This window comes from Serpentinicella sp. ANB-PHB4 (genome assembly GCF_031432315.1).
Taxonomy (GTDB): Bacteria; Bacillota; Clostridia; order Peptostreptococcales; family Natronincolaceae; genus Serpentinicella.
Map to the genome: position 1 here is coordinate 118,544 of NZ_JAVKGO010000006.1, position 19,781 is coordinate 138,324.

Consider the following 19,781-nt stretch of genomic DNA (forward strand, 5'->3'; position numbering starts at 1 on the left):
TTAATCCCTCTTTTCAACGTTTTTAAGTGCCTCTTCGAATTCTTCCCTAGTCACTCCGTAATGGTTTAAACGATTCAAAAACTGCTTTGCATTACAATATCCAATACCAAGTAATTTCCCCAGTTCATTTCGTCTATATGCAGCTTCATTTATACCTATTAAACCACTAACAATTAAATCCCTTTGTACAAACTCTTGCCGCTTTTCTACACGCTCACTCCGGACTTTGTCCAATGCCTTTATAATACTTTGAGGAGATGCATTTTCAATTCCAATATCATCACCCTTAGTAGCTTCTTCCTTGGGTAAAAAGGCGTGCTTGCATCCCTTAACCTTTGAAGATATAATTTTTCGTATTTTTTCCCCGGCAAAGTCAGGATCTGTGAATATAATGACACCTCTCTTTTCTACGGCCTTTTTTATTTGCTTGATCGTTGAATTTCGAAGCGCAAATCCACCAGTTATAATCAACTCTGCATCTACAGCTCTTTTTATTGCAGAAACATCATCTTTTCCTTCTACAACAATTATTTCTTTAATCACTAGTTTAAAACCTCCTTACATTGAAATAAGACCAGAGTTTCCTCTGGCCTTTTCAAAACAGTTAACAAATATTTAATACACTTAATATCCTTCACTATCTCAGTACATATACCCGTACATTTCTTCTTCCAAAACTTCTTGCTCTGTTTAAATCTTCATAATAAATATCTATTTTGTTTCCTCTAATAGCACCACCGGTGTCCTCAGCATATGCAATTCCATAACTTGTTTTCCCATCCATTGACTCTATATATAGCCTCGAGCCAAGGGGGATCACATTAGGGTCCACAGCGACAACTCCTGGTCTAACCCTCGAACCAGTACTTGTTATTCCATACCCAGGATCACCAGGACTTTTCCCTGTACTTTCAGGTCCTGCTGTATATGCGGTTGCATTCATGGTTAATACCCTTGAATATCTTCTATTGTCACCCCTTGAGGTCATTACTACACCTGCTGTACCTTTTTCAATTATCTCTTCAACTGCTTTCTCAATATACACCTCTGAGATCAATTCCCTAGAGACTTCTTCCCCATTTTCATACACTACTTCATATTTTAGTTCCTTTAATCCCGGTTGTCCATCTTGGACTTTCCTTGTTTTGCCCTGCTCTAATACGCCTGTATTTCTTGTTACTGTCCTATACGGAATTTCTTCCGCTTCTGTAATAATGTCTTTTTCAACTCGAGTAATGCTTATAACATCACCAGCACTAACTGCCTCCGTAATGTTCGGTTCAACTAAGTCTAATTCATTAATTTCTATTTCATTACTAGCTAAAATTTCTTCTATCGTTTCCTCTAAAGTATATACTTTTTTAGTGTCTTCACCATCAATAATTTCAACTTGAAATGCTCTTTTAATGACAATTTCGTCGCCATCTCTTAGTCTTTCATCTAAACCTGGCATTACATGGTCTCTTTCTTCAACTTCAATCCCTTGCTTACTTAGTAGACTCCCCACCGTCGTCGCAAAGGTTTTTACCTCCATTGGTGTCCCTTCTTCTGTAATTGTAACCGTCTTTTGCATTGCAATTACAGTTCCTGATACAACAAGCACCAAGGCGATAATTGTGGCAATAAAGAACTTATTCTTATACCAACTATCCGGTTCTTTATTCCCTTGAACTGATTCCATATAAATTCCTCCTACTCTTTTTTGAGATTGGAACTTCCTAAGATTTTATTCCAACTCTTTTTAATTGTCAAGTCGAGATCTTTATGGGATGATTTTCAACAACTGTCATTGTACCCTTTTGGATTTTTTTTATACCTTTGACTTTTAAATATATATGCATGTCAATTTTATATATAACCGGACATGCAATTTTATTATGTTTTTTTAAGATTATCAAATTGCGAAATTTCATAATTTCATTCTTAAAGTTTTTATAGTCTGTGATATCGTCTCATTTGTTGAATTGTATCAGTCATTGCATTTGCAATAAAAAAACATGTGCTACTTCAAAACAAGCAAGGTATATTTCTTGAATTTATTTCTTTTTATTTCATTATTTAATTTTCACAGTTTAAATGAATTTCTAAAACTATATTAATGAATTCAATCTAAAAAGTAAACACATTTTGTCCATCATAATTCTACAGCACAATTTATTTCCTGGGAAATAAGTAGTAATATTTATTTTGCTGTCGATTTATTGCCTAAATTTTATAGATTTATAAAACTTTCTATATCGTTGTGTCAAAAATCATACTTAGAAAATACACATAATCAAGTATTTAGACTATACAAAATATAAAACTGCCTTTATATTTACAAAAAGAAAAAAATCCTACTTTGGAGTATCATATCAAAATAGGATTTTTTCTTTTTTACTAATGCAGTGTCATGGCATCTTCTTTTACTGTAACTTGATCATTTTTTAATATTTGCTTTGTTCGGTCTCCTGTTTTTACGGCATTTAAATAAACAATTTCTTCCGGTACAATTTTAATTACTTTTAGATTCTCTCTTTCCATATTTAATTTGTTTGGATCTTCTGAAAACTGCATTGCTTCATCATATAGCTGCTTATTAGTTACGCTTGTTATTGCTTTTCCAAAAATTTGAACCCCTTTTATTTCTTTGTGATTTAAATATTCTGTATTTACTAGCATACAAACATTAGGGTTGCTCTCAATAGCTTCAAATTTATCTCCACCAGCAGATAAAATATAGAGTTCCATTTCTTTTCCCATAAAATATTGTACTGGACTCGTTCTTGGCATTTGGTTTATACAAGTACCTAAAGCACCATCTTTGTGTTCAGATAAAAATTCTGTTATCTCATTTTTTAATTCTCCTGGAGACATCTTCTGCATTTTTTCTACTTCCTTTCTTTACAATAGATATAGCTTTATTATTTTATGTTTTTCCTTTTTCTATACAAAAAAGAAAATGTCTTAGGACATTTTCTTTTAATATTAAATATTTACTTTATTTTAAATAGTCTTTTTGCATTGTTAGCAGTAGTTTCCATTACCGCTTCAACATCAATCCCTTTTGCCTGGGCAATGGTATCTGCCACATATTGTACAAAGGCAGGCTCATTTCTTTTGCCTCTTTTGGGAACAGGCGCTAAATAAGGACAATCTGTTTCTATTAATAAATGTTCTAATGGTATTTCCTTTGCCACTTCATAGGTCTTCTTTGCGTTTTTAAATGTAACAGGACCTGCTAATGAAATGTAGATGCCTTTTTTAATATATTCCTTTGCTAATTCTACGCTACCTGAATAACAATGTAAAACGCACCCTGTTTCCCAAGCCTTATGCTCCATTAATATTTTAAATACCTCACCATTTGCTTCCCGATCATGAATAATGATTGGAAGATTTACTTCTTTTGCTAATTCAATTTGTTTTTTAAACCACTTTCTTTGTATGTCTCTTGGTGAGTTGTCATAGTGAAAATCTAAGCCTATTTCCCCGATAGCTACAACTTTTTCATTACCACTCAAAGATTTCAAAATATCAATTGTATCTTCATCCATGGTTTTTGCTTCATGGGGATGTACGCCTACAGCAGCATAAATCATATTATATTTTTTTGCTAAGTTCACTGCTGCTACGGAAGAACTTACATCTGCCCCTACATTTAAAATATATTTTACTCCCTGATTTTTTGCTGCTTCTATTACTTGTTCTCTATCTTTGTCAAAACGTCTGTCATCTAAGTGGGCATGACTATCAAATAACATAATATCCTCCTTAACTAATCAGTGTACCAGTTGGCATTTCATCTCCCGCCGTTGCTAAAACAAGTTTTTCATCGTTGGCTGCCGCCAGAATCATCCCCTGTGATTCTACACCTCTTAGTTTTACTGGTTTTAAATTCATCACCAAAATGACTTGTTTTCCTACTAGTTCCTCCAAGGTATAGTGCTGAGCAATACCGGAGACTACTTGACGAGTTTCATTTCCTACTTCTAGTTGTAGTACATAAAGACGATCTGCTTTTGGGTGTTTTTCTGCTTTTAGAACTTTTGCTGTTCTTAACTCTAGTTTGCTAAAATCATCAATTGTTATTTCTTCTTTATGCTCCATCACTTCCACCTTTGCTTCATTCGGATTTAAGCTTTCAAGATATACTTCATTTTCTTCTTCAATTACTTTAATCTCTTTTTCTATATCTAATCTCTGAAATAAGCCTTCACCCTTAGCTACTTTTGTCCCTTCTGGTGTTTTACCAAAAGTTTGACTGTTTTCCCATATCATCGTATTTTCATCTAACCCTAACTGCGTCCAAATTTTATTAGATGTATGCTCCATAAAAGGCTTGATTAGTATTGCAATGATCCTAATACTATCTACTAAGTTATATAGTACTTCGTTTAGGCGGGCTTTCTTGTCTACATCTTTACCTAAAATCCATGGTGTTGTTTCATCGATATATTTATTTGTACGTCTTATTACTTTCCAGATTTCCTCTAATGCCTCATGAAATTGTAGCTTGTCCATTGCAGCTTCCACTTTTTTATAGGCATTAAGGGCAACTTGTTGAAGTTCTTGGTCTAAATCTTCTTTTTCGCCGGTTCTTTCAATTAATCCTTCGTTATATTTTTCTACCATGGCCACGGTTCTGCTCACCAAATTCCCTAAGTCATTAGCTAAGTCTGAATTTAGACGATTTAAGAAAATTCTATTTGTAAAGTTTCCATCTTGACCAAAGGTAAACTCTTTTAATAAGAAATATTTTAATGCGTCTATGCCATACCTTTCAATAATCGGCTCTGGGTATACAATATTTCCCTTTGATTTTGACATTTTATCCTGACCAAATAAAATCCATCCATGTCCATATACCATCTTAGGTAGTGGCTCACCTAATGCCATCAACATAGCTGGCCAAATAATTGTATGAAATCTTACTATTTCTTTTCCAACAATATGCACGTCGGCTGGCCAATACTTTTTATATTGACTATCATCATCACTACCATAACCTAAAGCAGTTATATAGTTAGATACCGCATCAAACCATACGTAAATAACATGCTTTTCATCAAAAGGCACAGGAATTCCCCAGTTGAAGCTAGTACGAGACACACAAAGATCCTCTAATCCTGGCTTTAAAAAGTTGTTAAGCATTTCATTTTTTCTTGACTCTGGGTAGCATATTTCTGGATGATCTTCAAAATATTTAATTAATCTATCTTGATATTTTGAAATTTTAAAGAAATACGCTTCTTCTTTCGCTAGGTGTGCCGGTCTATTGCAATCTGGACAACAACTTCCTTCTTTTAACTGAGTTTCTGTCCAAAAAGATTCGCAGGGGGTACAGTACCATCCCTCGTATTCACTTTTGTAAATATCTCCTTGATCATATAGCTTTTGAAAAATCTTTTGTACACTCTTTTTATGGGCTTCATCGGTTGTTCTAAGAAATATATCATAGGATATTTCCATCCTATCCCATATTTTTTTAATATCTGCTACAATCTCATCTACATATTCCTTTGGTTTTTTCCCGTTTTTTTCCGCAGCTTCTTGTATTTTTTCTCCGTGCTCATCTGTCCCTGTTAAAAAGACCACATCGTGCCCTGTAAATCTTTTGAATTTTGATAAAGCATCAGCAGCAACGGTTGTATAGGTGTGCCCAATATGTAATTTTGCACTGGGATAGTATATTGGCGTTGTTACATAATAAGTTCCTTTTGACATTTTTTATTCCTCCTTTGTTTTTGCATACAAAAAAACCCTCTCCCACAAATTTAGGGGCGAGGGTTAACTCTCGGTACCACCCTAGTATGCCAATACTGTTAAAAAGCAAAGGCCTCCTCGGTTCATTCACCTAGCATATTTAACGGATGCAAACCCGTAATGACCTAAACCAACGTCTCAGCCACAAAGCTCCGGGGCCATCTTCAGCTTGGATCATCGTACCGGTTTTCACCTTCCCCGGCTCTCTATAACGATTCCTCACGCTTACTCTTCCCATCATAGCTAGTATTACTTTATAATATTTGTATTATATATAAAAATATATATAAATATTCATTTTGTGTCAACTATCTCTTTTATAATTACCTTTCTACTGACGTCATATCCCGATTTTCTTTCGCCGCATAATAAAAATATGCTAATTGATTGGTTAGCCATATGCCTCCTACTATTAAAATAGTAAGATTGCCTGTATGGAAGATAAACTTAATAAATAAGGTTGCAACGAATATCCACATTAATACATTTTGCATTGTTATAAATGCATGGTAGCCTACTTTGTATATATAAGTACGTTCAGCTTCATCACAGCTGTCTAACCAAACACTATGAAATTTAGTAGAAGTTGGGTCTCCTTTTTTCATTGGATCATGTTCTTGTATAGACCGTACAATATGAACTTCTACAGCTGACTCAACAAATGACACTAAAAGAAAAATAATAAGAGAAGGCCAAAATAGTGGGTTTCTATCATCAAAAGCTATACCAAACAACATAAAGCTTAGAATTAAATGTACACTATTTACAAGCAAGCTTGAATTAAGTAATTTATCTAACTTTTCATCGAATAAATCCTGTTCTTCATCTGTTTCAATACGAGCTTCTTCCTTTAACCTTTTTGCTTTTTTAAGCCAATAGGAAACCATTCCATAAGTTAATATTGCTAGCCCTAATTGGACGTAAAAAATATTTTCGATAAAAAAATTAGCAAAATCAGAAAAAAGTGTATACCCTACGGTACTTTCTTTAATATAGAGCATACCTATCATTCCAATTGCCCCGCCTAATCCCCCTAGCACCATCCACAGTATTATTTTTAAATAATCTTTTTTATTTTGTTTCATTCTCTTCATCCTCCTTATATTGAAATATTTCCTCTACTTTCACTTCACAAATTTTAGCTAGTTTTAAGGCTAAGGTTACAGAAGGAGAATAATCCCCCCGTTCAATTAGACTAATTGTTTGTCTTGAAACACCAGCCAAACGTCCTAGCTCCCCTTGATTAATTCCAAGTCTAGCCCGGTGTACTTTTAAATTGTTAAACAAAGGCATTTTTTTACCTCCTATTTATAATGACAACTTATTTTTTCATTTTGACAATTTTTATTGTCATCGTTATTATAGTATCGACAAACAAAGTTGTCAATATAAGATTAAAAATAAATTAATTTTCTCTAAAAAAAAATCCTATCATTACTTTTTAAGAATTACTTAGCGTAAACTATCCATTTTGTCTGCTTTTCTTTGTTATGATATTATAAAGTAAAATTAGTATTTTATCCTTTGAAAAAGATGCTTTAAAAGCCTTGCTAATAAGCATTTTGTCTCTAGTTAAAAGATGAATCTAAAAAAAAGGTTTTAACATATGAAGCATTATAGCTAGTAAATCAACAATGTTCTATTCATTTTATTTGATTTCAGGAGGTATTATATGAAGCAATTTTTATTTTTTTTACTTGGGATTACCATGTTTATTTCAATAAACCATACCTATTATAATCCTAATGAGATCGTTTCTTTTAATGAGCAGTTACAACAACAAAGAGATTCTTTGGAAAATTATAAATTTAGAATATCCTCTGATAAGTTAGCCTCCAAAATAATCGGTAAATTTAATGGAATTGAACCGGAAGTTTGGGGTGAAAATATTGACGATGTCATTACAAGAATTGATACTGAAGAAAAGGTTGTTGCCCTGACTTTTGATGCTTGTCATGGGTCTTACGATGAAGCGCTAATTGATTTTTTAATAGAGGAAAAAATTCCTGCAACCTTATTTGTTACAGGAAAATGGATTAAAAAACATGAGGAAACCTTTGTTGCTTTGTCTAAAAACCCTCTTTTTGAAATTGCTAATCATGGATATGAACACAAGCCTTTATCCGTCACTGGACAATCTGCCTACGGTGTTAAAGGTACAAAAAACATTGAAGAAGCCTTTTATGAGGTATTTAGAAACCAGGTACTAATTAAAGAATTAACTGGGGAATACCCTAAGTATTTTAGGTCAGGTACTGCTTATTATGATGATGTCTCTGTGGACATGATCTATGCCTTAGGGTTAAAACCTGTCAACTATAACGTTCTAGGAGATGCTGGAGCAACCTTTAACAAAAAACAAATTGTACAATCTATGATGACAGCTAAAAATGGCTCTATTTTATTGTTTCATATGAACCATCCTCAATCGCATATTTCTGAGGGTGTTAAGAAGGGCGCATTAAAACTAAGAGAGGAAGGTTTTAAGTTTGTTAGAATTGAGGAATACGATAAATTCCTAAGAGAGTGAATAGGGACTACTCCCGTTGTTTATAAGTACTACTATGTTTTAATAGGTTAATTTGGATATTTATATAAATGCTTAAAACATCATGTGACAAACAAACACTGCAGCAATAATAGCTGCAAAGTGTGCGATAAGCGCGGATGGAACTGTATGTCTACTATTTTTTACTCCTATTGCTCCAAAGTAAACCGCCATGGTATAGAAAATTGTTTCAGCAGAGCCCATCATTGTCGAAGCAACTCTTCCTACAAACGAATCCGGTCCATAGGTTGTCAAAATATCTTGGAGAACCCCCAAGGCACCACTTCCAGATATGGGGCGCATAAGAGCCAAAGGTAATATCTCTCCTGGTATTCCTAATCGTGTTGTTATAGGTTGAAGAAGTACTACTAGCATATCTATACTTCCTGATTTTCTTAGTAGACCAATTACTATAAAAATAGCAACTAAATAAGGCATAATTCTTATAGCAGTTTTAAACCCCTCTGATGCCCCTTCAACGAAAGCATCATATAAATTAACCCCTTTTATGTATCCATGTACTAAAATTGCAGTAAACATAATTGGTATTGCTAAAATAGATAAATAAGATAAGCTCTTTAGTATCATCTTCTTCCCTCCAAAAGCTTACATACTATAATCCCTACAATAGTCGAAACCGTAGTTGCCAGTATTGATGTTGCTATGATCTCTGTTGGATCTATGGAACCTGCATCTGCTCTTATTTTTAATACTGTAAGTGGGATAAGTTGAATAGATGACATGTTAATTACTAGAAACATACACATGGCATTTGTGGCTCTTCTTTTATCTCTATTAATTGTCTGTAAGTCCTCCATGGCTTTTATGCCTAACGCGGTTGCAGAATTACCCGCGCCAAACATGTTAGCTACCATGTTCATCATAATTGCACTCATTGCAGGATGGTTTTCTGGGACTTCTGGAAATAGTCTTTTTGTAATAGGTTTCATTACATTGGCCAAACTATAAATCAATCCAGATTTTTGTGCTATATTCATTAGACCAAGCCAAAAGCACATAATACCTGTTAGGCTAATAGCAAACGTTACTGCTTTTTGGCTATCTTCGAGTATAACCTCATTAATTATCTCTGGTTTGCCTGTTAAAATAGCAACTATAACACCTATTAAAGTTAATATAAACCAAATTTTATTCATAGAATAATCCCCTTATTATCTTTGTCTGTCCATTATATGTATAGGGGCTTATCCTTTATGAATACCTTAAATTCAAGAAATTCCTTTTATTTTGTCAAAATTATTTGTATAATATAATCTAAAGAAAACTAAATAGATTTTAAAAGGAAGGTACATATTATGAAAAACCTCTCGTTACTAACAGATTTTTATCAATTAACCATGATGAATGGCTATTTAAAAAATGGTGTGCATGAAGACATGGTCATTTTTGATATGTTTTTCAGGCAAAATCCTAATGGCAATGGTTTTACCGTTATCGCCGGGTTAGAGCAAATGATTGAGTATATAGAAAACCTACAGTTTACCGAGGAAGATCTTGAATACATTAGAGGATTAGGTTTTGATGACACATTTATTGAACACCTTAGAAATTTTGAATTTAAAGGGACGATATATGGCGTAAATGAAGGGGCTATTATGTTTCCTAGTGAGCCAATTTTAAGGGTTAAAGCAACCTGTTTTGAAGCTCAATTGATTGAAACCGCGATTTTAAACATTATTAACTTTCAGTCTTTAATAGCAACTAAAGCTACTCGTGTTTGCAATGCTGCAAAGGGCGATGCGGTATTTGAATTTGGATTAAGACGGGCTCAAGGTCCCGATGCCGGTGTTTATGGTGCTAGGGCAGCTGTCATTGGTGGTTGTTCATCTACGTCTAACGTATTAGCTGGTAAATTATTTAACATCCCTGTTGTTGGTACGCAAGCCCATAGCTGGATTCAAAAATTTGATACGGAGTTAGAAGCTTTCAGAGCTTATGCAAAGGCCTATCCAGATAAATGCATGCTTTTAGTTGACACCTACGATACGCTTAAGAGTGGTGTTCCTAATGCAATAACAGTCTTTAAAGAACTTAAAGAGGCTGGTTATGAACCAAAGGGTATTCGTATTGATTCCGGTGATTTAGCTTATCTATCAAAGGAAGCAAGAAAAATGTTAGATGAGGCGGGTTTCAAAAACGTAACCATTGTTGCCTCCAGTGATTTAGATGAAGCTACAATCCATACTTTAAAAATACAGGGTGCGGAAATATCAGGTTGGGGAGTAGGTACAAATCTAATTACTTCAAAGGATTGTCCTGCCCTTGGTGGCGTTTACAAACTTGCAGCCGTAGAGCAAAATGGAGATTTCATCCCTAAAATAAAAATTTCTGAAAATCCAGAGAAGATCACAAATCCTGGTTCAAAAAAAGTAGTGCGTATTTATGATAAGTCTACAAATAAAGCTTTGGCAGATTTAATCATGCTTGAAGATGAAGTTATTGATACCAATAAACCTTTAACTATTTTTCATCCTATTTACACCTGGAAAAAGAAAACGATATACAATTATACAATTAAAGAATTACTACTTCCTATTTTTGTTGATGGTAAGCGCGTTCGTCCTAGTAAGACGGTACATGAAGTAAAACAATATTTTGAACAGGAGTTATCTACCCTCTGGCCAGAATACATCCGTTTAACTAGACCTCAAATATATAAAGTGGATCTTTCTCAAAAACTTTGGGATTTAAAACATAGTATGGTAAATACATATAGAGACAAGAAAAGTGACGATTAAATCGTCACTTTCTTGTTCATTAGAGGAAACATTACAATTGCTTTATTAAAAGTTTACAAATAAATGTCATTATGCAGTTTCTTCAACAATTTATTCAAATAATAAAATAAAGAGACTGTGTCTATATATTAAGTTTGGTTATATAGCTTAATATAGCCTCTTTTTCATATGGAATTTTACCAAAGTAGATTGCTTTTTTAATTTCCTGAATCACTTCTCCTACTTTAGGCCCTTCTTCTATTCCTAGGCATATCATAATTTCTTCTCCTGAAATTTTAGAAGATAGATTTTCTAGCTCCTTATATCGAGTTAAATAGTTATTTGCTATATACTCAATATGAATTTTAAACATTCCCATCTCTTCTTCTGGATCTAATAGTTTCCTTGTAGCAACAATATCTGATAATCCAATTAGTAGAATATCTAGGGTTTCAGATCCTGTTTCGTTAAACATTTCAAAAAGTGCCTTAGCACTTACATCATTTCTTTTATACAGATTTAAGGGCCACATATGTTTTAATACATATTTGTATAATATATTCTTTTCTCTATTGCTTAATTTATAAATCTCACTATATTTTTTTACAATTTCTGCGCCGGTTATCTCATGTCCTCTAAATCTTACTCTTCCACTTTCATCGGTATGACGAGCAGAAGGCTTTCCTATATCGTGAAATAAAGCCCCCAACTTCATTAATTGTAGCCTTGTTCTTTCACCTGCTAAAACCTCAGATGTATGTTCTTCATATGCTTTTCGTACGTGTTCTTCAAAAAATCCATTAGCATAGATATAATTTTCAATCATTTTAACAGTGTAAATGGAATGTGTCCAGCTATCCACAACATGATACTTACATTCTCCTACATCCTTCATATCTATGACATCTGCAAATAGCTTGTCTAATAATTGAATATGTTTATCCATAAAATTAAAATAGAAATATGCCCGTTGTTCTTTTAAAATCAGAAATAATTCTGATATCACTCTTTCCCCAGATACGCTTGTAATTAGATGTGCTTTCTCTTTCATACTTGCCTGCGTCTCCCCATCAACTTCAAACTCTAACTGAGACATAAGTCTTACGGCTCGCAGTAACCTTATTGGGTCCTTAGTAAAAATATCTGGTTGAATCATTGTAACAAGATTCCTTTTTATATCACATTGTCCATCAAAAGGGTCAATTAGTTTATCTAAATTTAGTGGCCAACCATGTTTAACATCATAAGCCATTGCATTAATCGTAAAGTCTCTCTTTTTTAGATCCGCTTCTATATTTGACCCCTCCATTTTATTTATATCAATATGAAAGTTGTCTTTTAATGCAATTCTATAAGTGTCCCTCTCATTGTCTATTAAAAAAGCTTTTTTATCAAAATAATTTTCAAGCTTTTCGATAAATTTTTTCGGATTTTCGGATACAACAAAATCTAAGTCTTTAATTTGTCTTTTCATTAACATGTCTCGTATACTACCACCAACAATATATATATCTTCATTTGAATGCCTTAGCATATCAACTACTTGTTCAACATGAAACATTTAACATCAGCTCCCAGAGATTTTATCATCTTTCGCTTATTTAAATAATAATTTGTTTATAAATTTAGTATATAGTATATGTATAAAATAACCAAGTTAAATAAATTTTTAACAAAAGAATTTTTTAACAACTATATTGACTTTTTTTGGGATATCTGGTACGATTTAAATTGATGAAAGATGTCGAATATTGTTGCTTTGTGTATTTTCTTGAAAGGAGGCGTAACAATGAAATCAACAGGTATTGTTAGAAAAGTAGACGAATTAGGTAGAGTTGTTCTTCCAATTGAACTTAGACGTACTTTAAACATTGCAGAAAAAGATGCTTTAGAGATTTATGTAGATGGTGAAACGGTTATATTAAAAAAATATGAGCCAGCTTGCATTTTTTGTGGTAATGCTAAAGATGTTACTGTTTACAAATCAAAAAATGTTTGTTCAGAATGTGTTACTGAACTTCAAAAATAGATTTTTAATAAAAATAATAAACTAGGATCCCCCCATTTCCTAGTTTATTGTTTGAGGTAATTATATAATTTTATTATTAAAAGTCTTTATAAAATAAATGTAAAATAGGACAAAGTCGCTTTTACTAGGAAACCTAGGTTTCCTTCGTGGACTAAAACTGTGTTACAACCTTCCTTATACGGAAGTTGCATTTTTTCAAAATAAATTATGAATACCTTCTTATATATCAATAGATTCTTTATAAACTTCCCTTTTGGGAAGTTTTCTTTTTTCAGCAACTTTTTTTATTGCTTCTTTTTTGTCAGTCCCTTGAGATATGTAATAACTAATATGTTCTTTTATTGACATTTCACTAAAAAAATCATCTTCTTTGCTTCTATATACTTCATCGGAACCCTCTAAGATAATAACTAATTCTCCTTTAACGCCTTTTTCTCTAAAATATAACAATACTTCACTTATGCTTCCTCTAACAAACTCCTCATACTTTTTTGTTAATTCTCTTGCCACTGACACGTATCGATTACCTAAAACCTTTAACATATCCTCTAATGTATCCTTTATCCTATGAGGTGCTTCATAGAATATTAATGTTCGGTCATCATATTTTATCTGTTCCAATCGCTCTATGCGTTTCTTCTTTTGATGCCCTAAAAAACCTTCAAAGGCAAAACGTTCAGTGCATAAGCCAGACCCTACTAAAGCAACAATTCCCGCTGTAGACCCTGGTAAAACTTCTATATCTATATTCTCTTTTATACATGCTTTTATTAAATAAGCTCCAGGATCAGATATACCCGGCATACCAGCATCTGATACTAAAGCAACTTTTTCTCCGTCAATTAATCGTTCAATTACACTAATACTTTTACTTTTTTCATTGTGTGCATGATAGCTGGTTAATGGCTTGCTAATTTCAAAATGATTTAATAATCTAACAGTATGTCTTGTATCTTCTGCAATAATAATATCTGCATTTTTAAGGGCTTTTAATGTTCTAAAAGTAATGTCTTCTAAGTTCCCTATGGGAGTAGGACAAACTGTCAATTTTCCTTTACTCAATTTATTTTCCTCCTTCCTCTACACTTTTTTTATTGTAGACATCGTACGTTTCATTTGTATAATTACCTTCCTGATTATAAACATAAAAAGGTTCCATAAGTTTTAACTCTGGCATTGCGGCTTTTCTGCACTCAAATAAAATTAAATTTGCTTTTTTCTTATATGTAGGATGAATAAACTGCATTCTTTTTGGTTCCAGCTTGTATTTCCTACATAGGCTGACAATATCCACTAGTCGTTCAGGGCGATGAATCATAAAAAACTTACCATGATGTTTTAAGAGTTTGCTTGCTACTTTAATCACATCTTCTAAAGTACATTTTATTTCATGCCTTGATATTGCTTTTTTATTATTTATATTTATCAAACCATGGGGATGCATATATGGTGGATTTGATGTTACAACATCGTAAGTATTGGTTTTAAGTGATAAATCCTTTAAATCCTTATTCAAAATTTTAATTCTATCTTCCAGATTATTTAATTTAACACTTCTTTGTGCCATTTCAGCAACCTCTTCTTGAATTTCCACTGCTGTTATATGACTTGTACTAGATTTTCCTGCTAAAAGTATAGGGATAATACCTGTTCCCGTTCCAAGGTCAACTACTTTAGCATCTTTTTTTAGTGTTGTAAAATTAGCCAATAAAACCGCATCAATACCAAAACAAAACCCTTTCGGGTTTTGTATTATTTTTAAGTTATTAACTTGTAGATCATCTACACGTTCACCTTCATTTAATAAAGAAAAATCCATAATTTATCCTCACTTTTTCATGTCTTTTACTTGAGGCAATTACATAATTGTACTAGTTAAACTTTTTATATAATCATGCAATTTGCTCACTTAATAGTCTCTCAATCTGGTCTAGTAGTCTATCTTCAGTTAAAACCTCTGTAGTTCTTTTAATTATAACCCCTTCTCTGTCAATTATTAACGTTGTAGGACTATTTTTTATATTATAATTTTTTATTACGCTACCAGTTTCGTCATTTAATATTAAAGGTTCAAACCCATCTTCTTTATATGCTTCAAACTTAGTTGATATCTGTTTAGCACTTTCAAAACTCCCTATAATGATAAACTCAATTTCTTCTGATACTAAGGGATAGATATTTCTAAATATTGATATTTGCGCCTGTTCTTCATCCTTTATATTATCTACAAAAGTTAAAATAGTAGGCTTTTCTATATCAACTAAAATCTCTTGTCCATTTAAATCACTAAGTGTAAATGTTTCTATAATAACTTGCTCTTCAGATGCTTGATTTCTACAACCATTTAAAAACAAGATCATAATTATAATAGCAGCTACTATGTACTTATTCTTTAACATATTATCACCCAAAAACTCCTACTCCTCTAATTCCTTTAATTCTTTATCTATTTCTTTGTCGGAAAGTTTCCTTTGATCCTTCAAAGATGGATCCGCTTTCTTTACTTTTGTAACGTCACTAAGGTTAAATAATTTAATCTCTTCCGTATTATCCTCTAGGTTTTTAACTTTTACTTTTACTTGTTCTAAGAGCGTATTTGTCTCTACTACAGTTCCCTTCCCATTAGGTGTTAAAACAGTTGCACCTATTCCTGGAAGTTTATCTAATACTTTTTGGTAAACATCATGTTCATACTTTAAGCAACAAAATAATCTGCTGCAAATTCCAGATATCTTTAATGGGTTAAGTGACAAATTCTGATCTTTTGCCATTTTTATAGAAACAGGTTCAAAATCACCGAGCCAGGAAGAACAACATAAAGGTCTGCCACAGGGGCCTATTCCACCTAACATTTTTGCTTCATCCCGTACTCCAATTTGTCTTAGTTCTATTCTTGTTTTAAAAACTGCAGCTAAGTCTTTTACTAACTCTCTAAAGTCTACTCGTCCATCCGCTGTAAAGTAAAAGATGATTTTGTTATTGTCAAAAGTATATTCTACATCCGTTAACTTCATATCTAAATTATGTTTCTCAACCTTTTCCTGACAAACATTAAAAGCTTCTTGTTCCTTTTCTTTATTACTTTTATTTCTTTTTTTATCGTCCTCTGTTGCTATTCTAATCACATTCTTTAGTGGAGATACAATATCATTAGGAGAAATTTCTTTCGGTCCTACTACAACCTCCCCATATTCCACTCCTCTAACTGTCTCTACAATAACAAAATTTCCTTTATCTATTTTAAGAGTACCAGGATCAAAGTAATATATTTTTCCAGCTTTCTTGAATCGTACACCCACTACTGTAACCATTTGGTGGCCTCCCATCTTTTGTTATCCCTATTTTACCAAACAATTTGTAAATAATCTATCTTTAATATGTATCTCACCCATATTATGTTTAAAACACTGGATAGTAATACTATAAATATTATAGTAACCATTTAATCTTTAAAGATTGTTTCTAACTCTATGAGCATCGTCTCTATTCCTAAGTTATAATTAATGTTACTCTTTAACTGTTTTTTCTTTTCTTCAACTAAATAAATTACACTTTTTAATTGATTAAAAGTTACTTCCTTTGCATATTTTCTAATCATTTCGATATGGTCAATGTTCATTAGTAGTCCAACAGTTTCAGTTTCTTTGTAAATTAACAAATCTCTATACCAACTTATTATTAAGTCTAATATTTCATCAATATGTTCTTTTTCTTCTTCGAAGAAATGTATTTCCTTGAGTATATTGATTGTATTTTCTCTTAGAGCCTTTGTGCTAATTTCAATAACTTTATTTCGTAATTGTTTAAAATGATTGTTATTAGTTAATTTTATAGCTTTACCCACAAGGCCATTTGAAAATGCTGCTATCATACTAGCAGTTTTTTCTTCTATGTCATGTATTTTTATTAAATATTCTTTTATCTCCGTAATCCTCTGTGGTTTTAATTTTATAATCTGACAACGGGATACAATGGTAGGTAGTAGTGACTTCGTATTATCGGAAGTTAGTATAATGACTGCATAAGCTGGAGGTTCTTCTAAAGTCTTTAGTAGGGCATTTTGTGCTTGAACTGTCATTTTCTCAACATTTGTAATAAGGTATACTTTTCTTATCCCCTCATAGGGCTTAATATGAATTTGTTTTTGCATCTCTCTAATATCATCTATTTTTATACTGCCTTCTTTTTCTATTTTGTAAAACTCCGGATGATTACTATCTTTAAATTTTCTGCAGCTAATACAATGATTACACGGCTTATTCGTTTCATCCACACATAGGATTCCTTGAGCAAAAATAGTTGCCAACTTTTTTTTCCCTATACCCGATAATCCTTCTATTAAATATGCATGGGCAATTCGTTTTTTTTCTATTGCTTTTTTAAGAATTTCAACTGCATTTTCTTGCCCTAAAATTTCTTCAAAGGCCATATCTACGCCTCCAGTAATTTATTAATAACTATCTCTATATCATTTTTTATGTTATCGATGCTATTATTTGCATTTACAACTTTGATTCTATTTGAATATTTATTTGCTAGATTTTTGTACTCATTGTATACGGAGTAATGAAATGCTATTTCTTCTTGTTCTAATCGATCAATTTCTTTACTTTCTCTTATTCGTTCAACAGTAATCTCTGGTGATATGTCAAAAAATATTGTTAGGTTAGGCTCTATATGATTGGTTGCAAAATCATTTATGTTTTTTATTGCCTCTAAACCTAAGCTTCTTCCTGCTCCTTGATAAACTAAGCTTGAATCAACAAAGCGGTCACATATAACAACCTTACCTGCTTTTATAGCTGGATGTATAACTTCTGTAGTGTGCTGTGCTCTTGATGCTGCATATAGCAATGCTTCTGCCTTTGGACACATTTCAGAATTTTCTTTATCCAAAATGATATTTCTTATTTTTTCACTTATCGGTGTGCCTCCTGGCTCTCTTGTAACCACTACATCATATCCTCTTCTTTCAATATACTCTTTTAGAAACTTGATTTGTGTTGTCTTCCCAGCCCCATCTAAACCTTCAATCGTTATAAAAAAACCCTTCATATACCTCACCTCAACCTTAGTTTTTTATAATATCTATGTACTGACCTTTTTCATCTTTTAATCCCAAAACTTCCATTCCTAATTCCTTTGTTACTTGTATATAATTAATTATTTCTTCACTAATTAACTCTCCAGGTATTAAAATCGGAACCCCTGGTGGATAAGGTATGATAAACTCGCCGCTAATTTCCCCAATACTTTCTTTTAGCAAAACTGTTTTTTTTGGCTTATTTATACCTTGCCTTGGTGTCGTGATCTGATTTGATTTTGGAAAACGAATTATTGGAAATTGTAGCTTCTTATTTACATTTACTTTTGTTTCTAAGTCATATAAAGCATAGATTAGTTGATCGAAATCTTTCTTTTCGTTTCCTATACTACAAAGCCCTAATATGCCAAAAATATTAGATAACTCTACTTGAACATTATAGTCATCTCGTAAGTGTTTTTCAATTTTGTATCCATCTATTCCACATTCGGTTTGAATCCATAATTTAGTTAAGTCTATACTTGATTCAGAATTCTGGTTTAAGGGTAAGCCAATTCTGAATTTAGTTATTTCTTCCATACTTCTAACAAAGTACTGAATATTAAATAGTAATTCCTCCATTAGTATTCTCCCATGTGTTTGATATATCTTAATAGCCTGTTCTATCGAAACCATTAATATATAAGAAGGACTACTACTTTGGTGTACTCTTAACATAAATTTCAATCTATCCTCGTCCACTCTATTTCCTTGAATGTGCATTATAGCACTTTGAGTAAAAGCCGGTAGGGTTTTGTGTACACTTTGAACCGTTATATCTGCGCCACATTCTAAAGCAGTTAAGGGCAGTTGGTCACTTAAACCTAAATGTGCTCCGTGAGCTTCATCCACCAAAAGTATTTTATCATAACTGTGGACAATTTTAGAAATCTTTTTAAGATTTGAAGCAATCCCATAGTAATTCGGATAAGTAATTAATACCGCCTTAGCATCTATATTATTAATAATGCATTGTTCCACGTCATCAGGTTCTACTCCCAAATCTATACCTGTTTTATAGTCAACTTTTGGATAAACATATACCGGAGTTAAATCCGCTAAAATACATGCATGAATAATAGATTGATGACAATTACGATTAATAATGATCTTATCCCCCGGATATGTTGTAGCCATAATCATACTAAGTATTCCAGAAGTACTCCCATTAACTAGGAAAAAACTTTCTTTGCTCTTAAAGGTGCTTGTTGCTATTTCTTTCGCTTTCTTTATTGCACCCTTAGGGTTATGTAAATTATCCGTACCTTTAATTTCAGTCGTATCTAACTTTGCTAAGTTAGTATTTATTTGAGCATTAAGCTTATTAAAAACCTGTCCATTTTTATGTCCAGGCATGTGAAATGAAATAATTTCTTGCTTATTTATTTTTAATAATTCATCTAGGATTGGTGTATTCATTATGTTCTCTCCAAAAACAAATTTTGTATATTATATGATTGCATTTTTCATAGATATAATTGTATAAAACAATGACTATCTTTACTACTATAATAATCTACTTTATTGATCTCTACCTTATTAAATTTTTATTTTTTTTAAAAACGTATAAAAAAGTCTTATTATGGAAATGATGATAGTATGTCGCTTTTTATTGAGTTAAATATCCTTTTATTTTTT

20 protein-coding genes and 1 other annotated feature are annotated in these 19,781 nt (G+C 32.3%); of the genes, 3 read left to right on the plus strand and 17 right to left on the minus strand.

Annotated elements, in window-relative coordinates:
* From rnmV to RH915_RS06875, 7 genes are all read right to left on the minus strand, one after another.
* Complete coding sequence (gene rnmV / locus RH915_RS06845; protein ID WP_310478833.1) at window positions 1-543, minus strand: ribonuclease M5; 543 nt, start codon at window positions 541-543, stop codon at window positions 1-3.
* Between the two features lie 94 nt (window positions 544-637).
* Window positions 638-1,681, minus strand: coding sequence for a G5 domain-containing protein (locus RH915_RS06850; protein ID WP_310478835.1), 1,044 nt, complete (start codon window positions 1,679-1,681; stop codon window positions 638-640).
* A gap of 698 nt (window positions 1,682-2,379) precedes the next feature.
* On the minus strand, window positions 2,380-2,865 hold the full coding sequence (locus RH915_RS06855) for a pyridoxamine 5'-phosphate oxidase family protein (protein ID WP_310478836.1): 486 nt from the start codon (window positions 2,863-2,865) through the stop codon (window positions 2,380-2,382).
* A gap of 110 nt (window positions 2,866-2,975) precedes the next feature.
* Window positions 2,976-3,743, minus strand: a complete 768-nt coding sequence (locus tag RH915_RS06860; protein ID WP_310478837.1) for a TatD family hydrolase — start codon at window positions 3,741-3,743, stop codon at window positions 2,976-2,978.
* A 10-nt stretch (window positions 3,744-3,753) separates the two neighbouring features.
* Window positions 3,754-5,706: a methionine--tRNA ligase gene (metG, locus tag RH915_RS06865; RefSeq protein ID WP_310478840.1), complete on the minus strand. Its 1,953-nt coding sequence runs from the start codon at window positions 5,704-5,706 to the stop codon at window positions 3,754-3,756.
* Window positions 5,707-5,755: 49 nt separating this feature from the next.
* Window positions 5,756-5,995 (minus strand) — a binding site (T-box leader).
* A 73-nt stretch (window positions 5,996-6,068) separates the two neighbouring features.
* A complete protein-coding gene (locus RH915_RS06870; RefSeq protein WP_310478841.1) occupies window positions 6,069-6,830 on the minus strand; it encodes a DUF3169 family protein in 762 nt (253 codons plus the stop codon).
* A complete protein-coding gene (locus RH915_RS06875; RefSeq protein WP_310478842.1) occupies window positions 6,817-7,038 on the minus strand; it encodes a helix-turn-helix transcriptional regulator in 222 nt (73 codons plus the stop codon). Before RH915_RS06875 ends, RH915_RS06870 begins: the two co-directional genes overlap by 14 nt.
* A 379-nt stretch (window positions 7,039-7,417) precedes the next feature.
* Here RH915_RS06875 and RH915_RS06880 point away from each other — a divergent pair, with 379 nt between their 5' ends.
* On the plus strand, window positions 7,418-8,275 hold the full coding sequence (locus RH915_RS06880; RefSeq protein WP_310478843.1) for a polysaccharide deacetylase family protein: 858 nt from the start codon (window positions 7,418-7,420) through the stop codon (window positions 8,273-8,275).
* Between the two features lie 72 nt (window positions 8,276-8,347).
* Here RH915_RS06880 and RH915_RS06885 read toward each other — a convergent pair whose 3' ends face one another.
* Both RH915_RS06885 and RH915_RS06890 read right to left on the minus strand, forming a co-directional pair.
* Window positions 8,348-8,881 carry a spore maturation protein gene (locus RH915_RS06885; RefSeq protein ID WP_310478844.1) on the minus strand — a complete coding sequence of 178 codons (534 nt, stop codon included), beginning with the start codon at window positions 8,879-8,881 and terminating at the stop codon, window positions 8,348-8,350.
* Window positions 8,878-9,450: a nucleoside recognition domain-containing protein gene (locus tag RH915_RS06890; RefSeq protein ID WP_310478845.1), complete on the minus strand. Its 573-nt coding sequence runs from the start codon at window positions 9,448-9,450 to the stop codon at window positions 8,878-8,880. The genes RH915_RS06885 and RH915_RS06890 overlap by 4 nt, the downstream gene beginning before the upstream one ends.
* A 159-nt stretch (window positions 9,451-9,609) precedes the next feature.
* Between RH915_RS06890 and RH915_RS06895 the strand changes: the two genes are divergently transcribed.
* Window positions 9,610-11,052, plus strand: coding sequence for a nicotinate phosphoribosyltransferase (locus RH915_RS06895; protein ID WP_310478846.1), 1,443 nt, complete (start codon window positions 9,610-9,612; stop codon window positions 11,050-11,052).
* Between the two features lie 121 nt (window positions 11,053-11,173).
* Here the strand turns inward: RH915_RS06895 and RH915_RS06900 are convergent, their stop codons facing one another.
* On the minus strand, window positions 11,174-12,592 hold the full coding sequence (locus RH915_RS06900) for a CCA tRNA nucleotidyltransferase (RefSeq protein WP_310478847.1): 1,419 nt from the start codon (window positions 12,590-12,592) through the stop codon (window positions 11,174-11,176).
* A 228-nt stretch (window positions 12,593-12,820) separates the two neighbouring features.
* Between RH915_RS06900 and RH915_RS06905 the strand changes: the two genes are divergently transcribed.
* A complete protein-coding gene (locus RH915_RS06905) occupies window positions 12,821-13,060 on the plus strand; it encodes an AbrB/MazE/SpoVT family DNA-binding domain-containing protein (RefSeq protein ID WP_310478848.1) in 240 nt (79 codons plus the stop codon).
* 219 nt (window positions 13,061-13,279) lie between these two features.
* On the opposite strand, the gene rsmI is transcribed toward RH915_RS06905, so the two are convergent.
* The 7 genes from rsmI to RH915_RS06940 form a co-directional block, all read right to left on the minus strand.
* Window positions 13,280-14,122 (minus strand): 16S rRNA (cytidine(1402)-2'-O)-methyltransferase, encoded by an 843-nt coding sequence (rsmI, locus tag RH915_RS06910; protein WP_310478849.1) that lies wholly within the window; start codon window positions 14,120-14,122, stop codon window positions 13,280-13,282.
* 1 nt (window position 14,123) lies between these two features.
* A complete protein-coding gene (locus tag RH915_RS06915) occupies window positions 14,124-14,879 on the minus strand; it encodes a tRNA1(Val) (adenine(37)-N6)-methyltransferase (protein WP_310478851.1) in 756 nt (251 codons plus the stop codon).
* Window positions 14,880-14,952: 73 nt separating this feature from the next.
* Window positions 14,953-15,471 (minus strand): TlpA family protein disulfide reductase, encoded by a 519-nt coding sequence (locus RH915_RS06920; RefSeq protein ID WP_310478853.1) that lies wholly within the window; start codon window positions 15,469-15,471, stop codon window positions 14,953-14,955.
* A gap of 6 nt (window positions 15,472-15,477) precedes the next feature.
* A complete protein-coding gene (locus RH915_RS06925) occupies window positions 15,478-16,371 on the minus strand; it encodes a PSP1 domain-containing protein (protein WP_310478854.1) in 894 nt (297 codons plus the stop codon).
* Between the two features lie 131 nt (window positions 16,372-16,502).
* Window positions 16,503-17,489: a DNA polymerase III subunit delta' gene (gene holB, locus RH915_RS06930; RefSeq protein ID WP_310478855.1), complete on the minus strand. Its 987-nt coding sequence runs from the start codon at window positions 17,487-17,489 to the stop codon at window positions 16,503-16,505.
* A 2-nt stretch (window positions 17,490-17,491) separates the two neighbouring features.
* A complete protein-coding gene (tmk, locus tag RH915_RS06935; RefSeq protein ID WP_310478856.1) occupies window positions 17,492-18,115 on the minus strand; it encodes a dTMP kinase in 624 nt (207 codons plus the stop codon).
* Between the two features lie 16 nt (window positions 18,116-18,131).
* The gene (locus tag RH915_RS06940; protein ID WP_310478857.1) at window positions 18,132-19,562 is read right to left on the minus strand and encodes an aminotransferase class I/II-fold pyridoxal phosphate-dependent enzyme; all 1,431 of its coding nucleotides are present in this window, start codon (window positions 19,560-19,562) and stop codon (window positions 18,132-18,134) included.
* Window positions 19,563-19,781 lie beyond the last annotated feature (219 nt).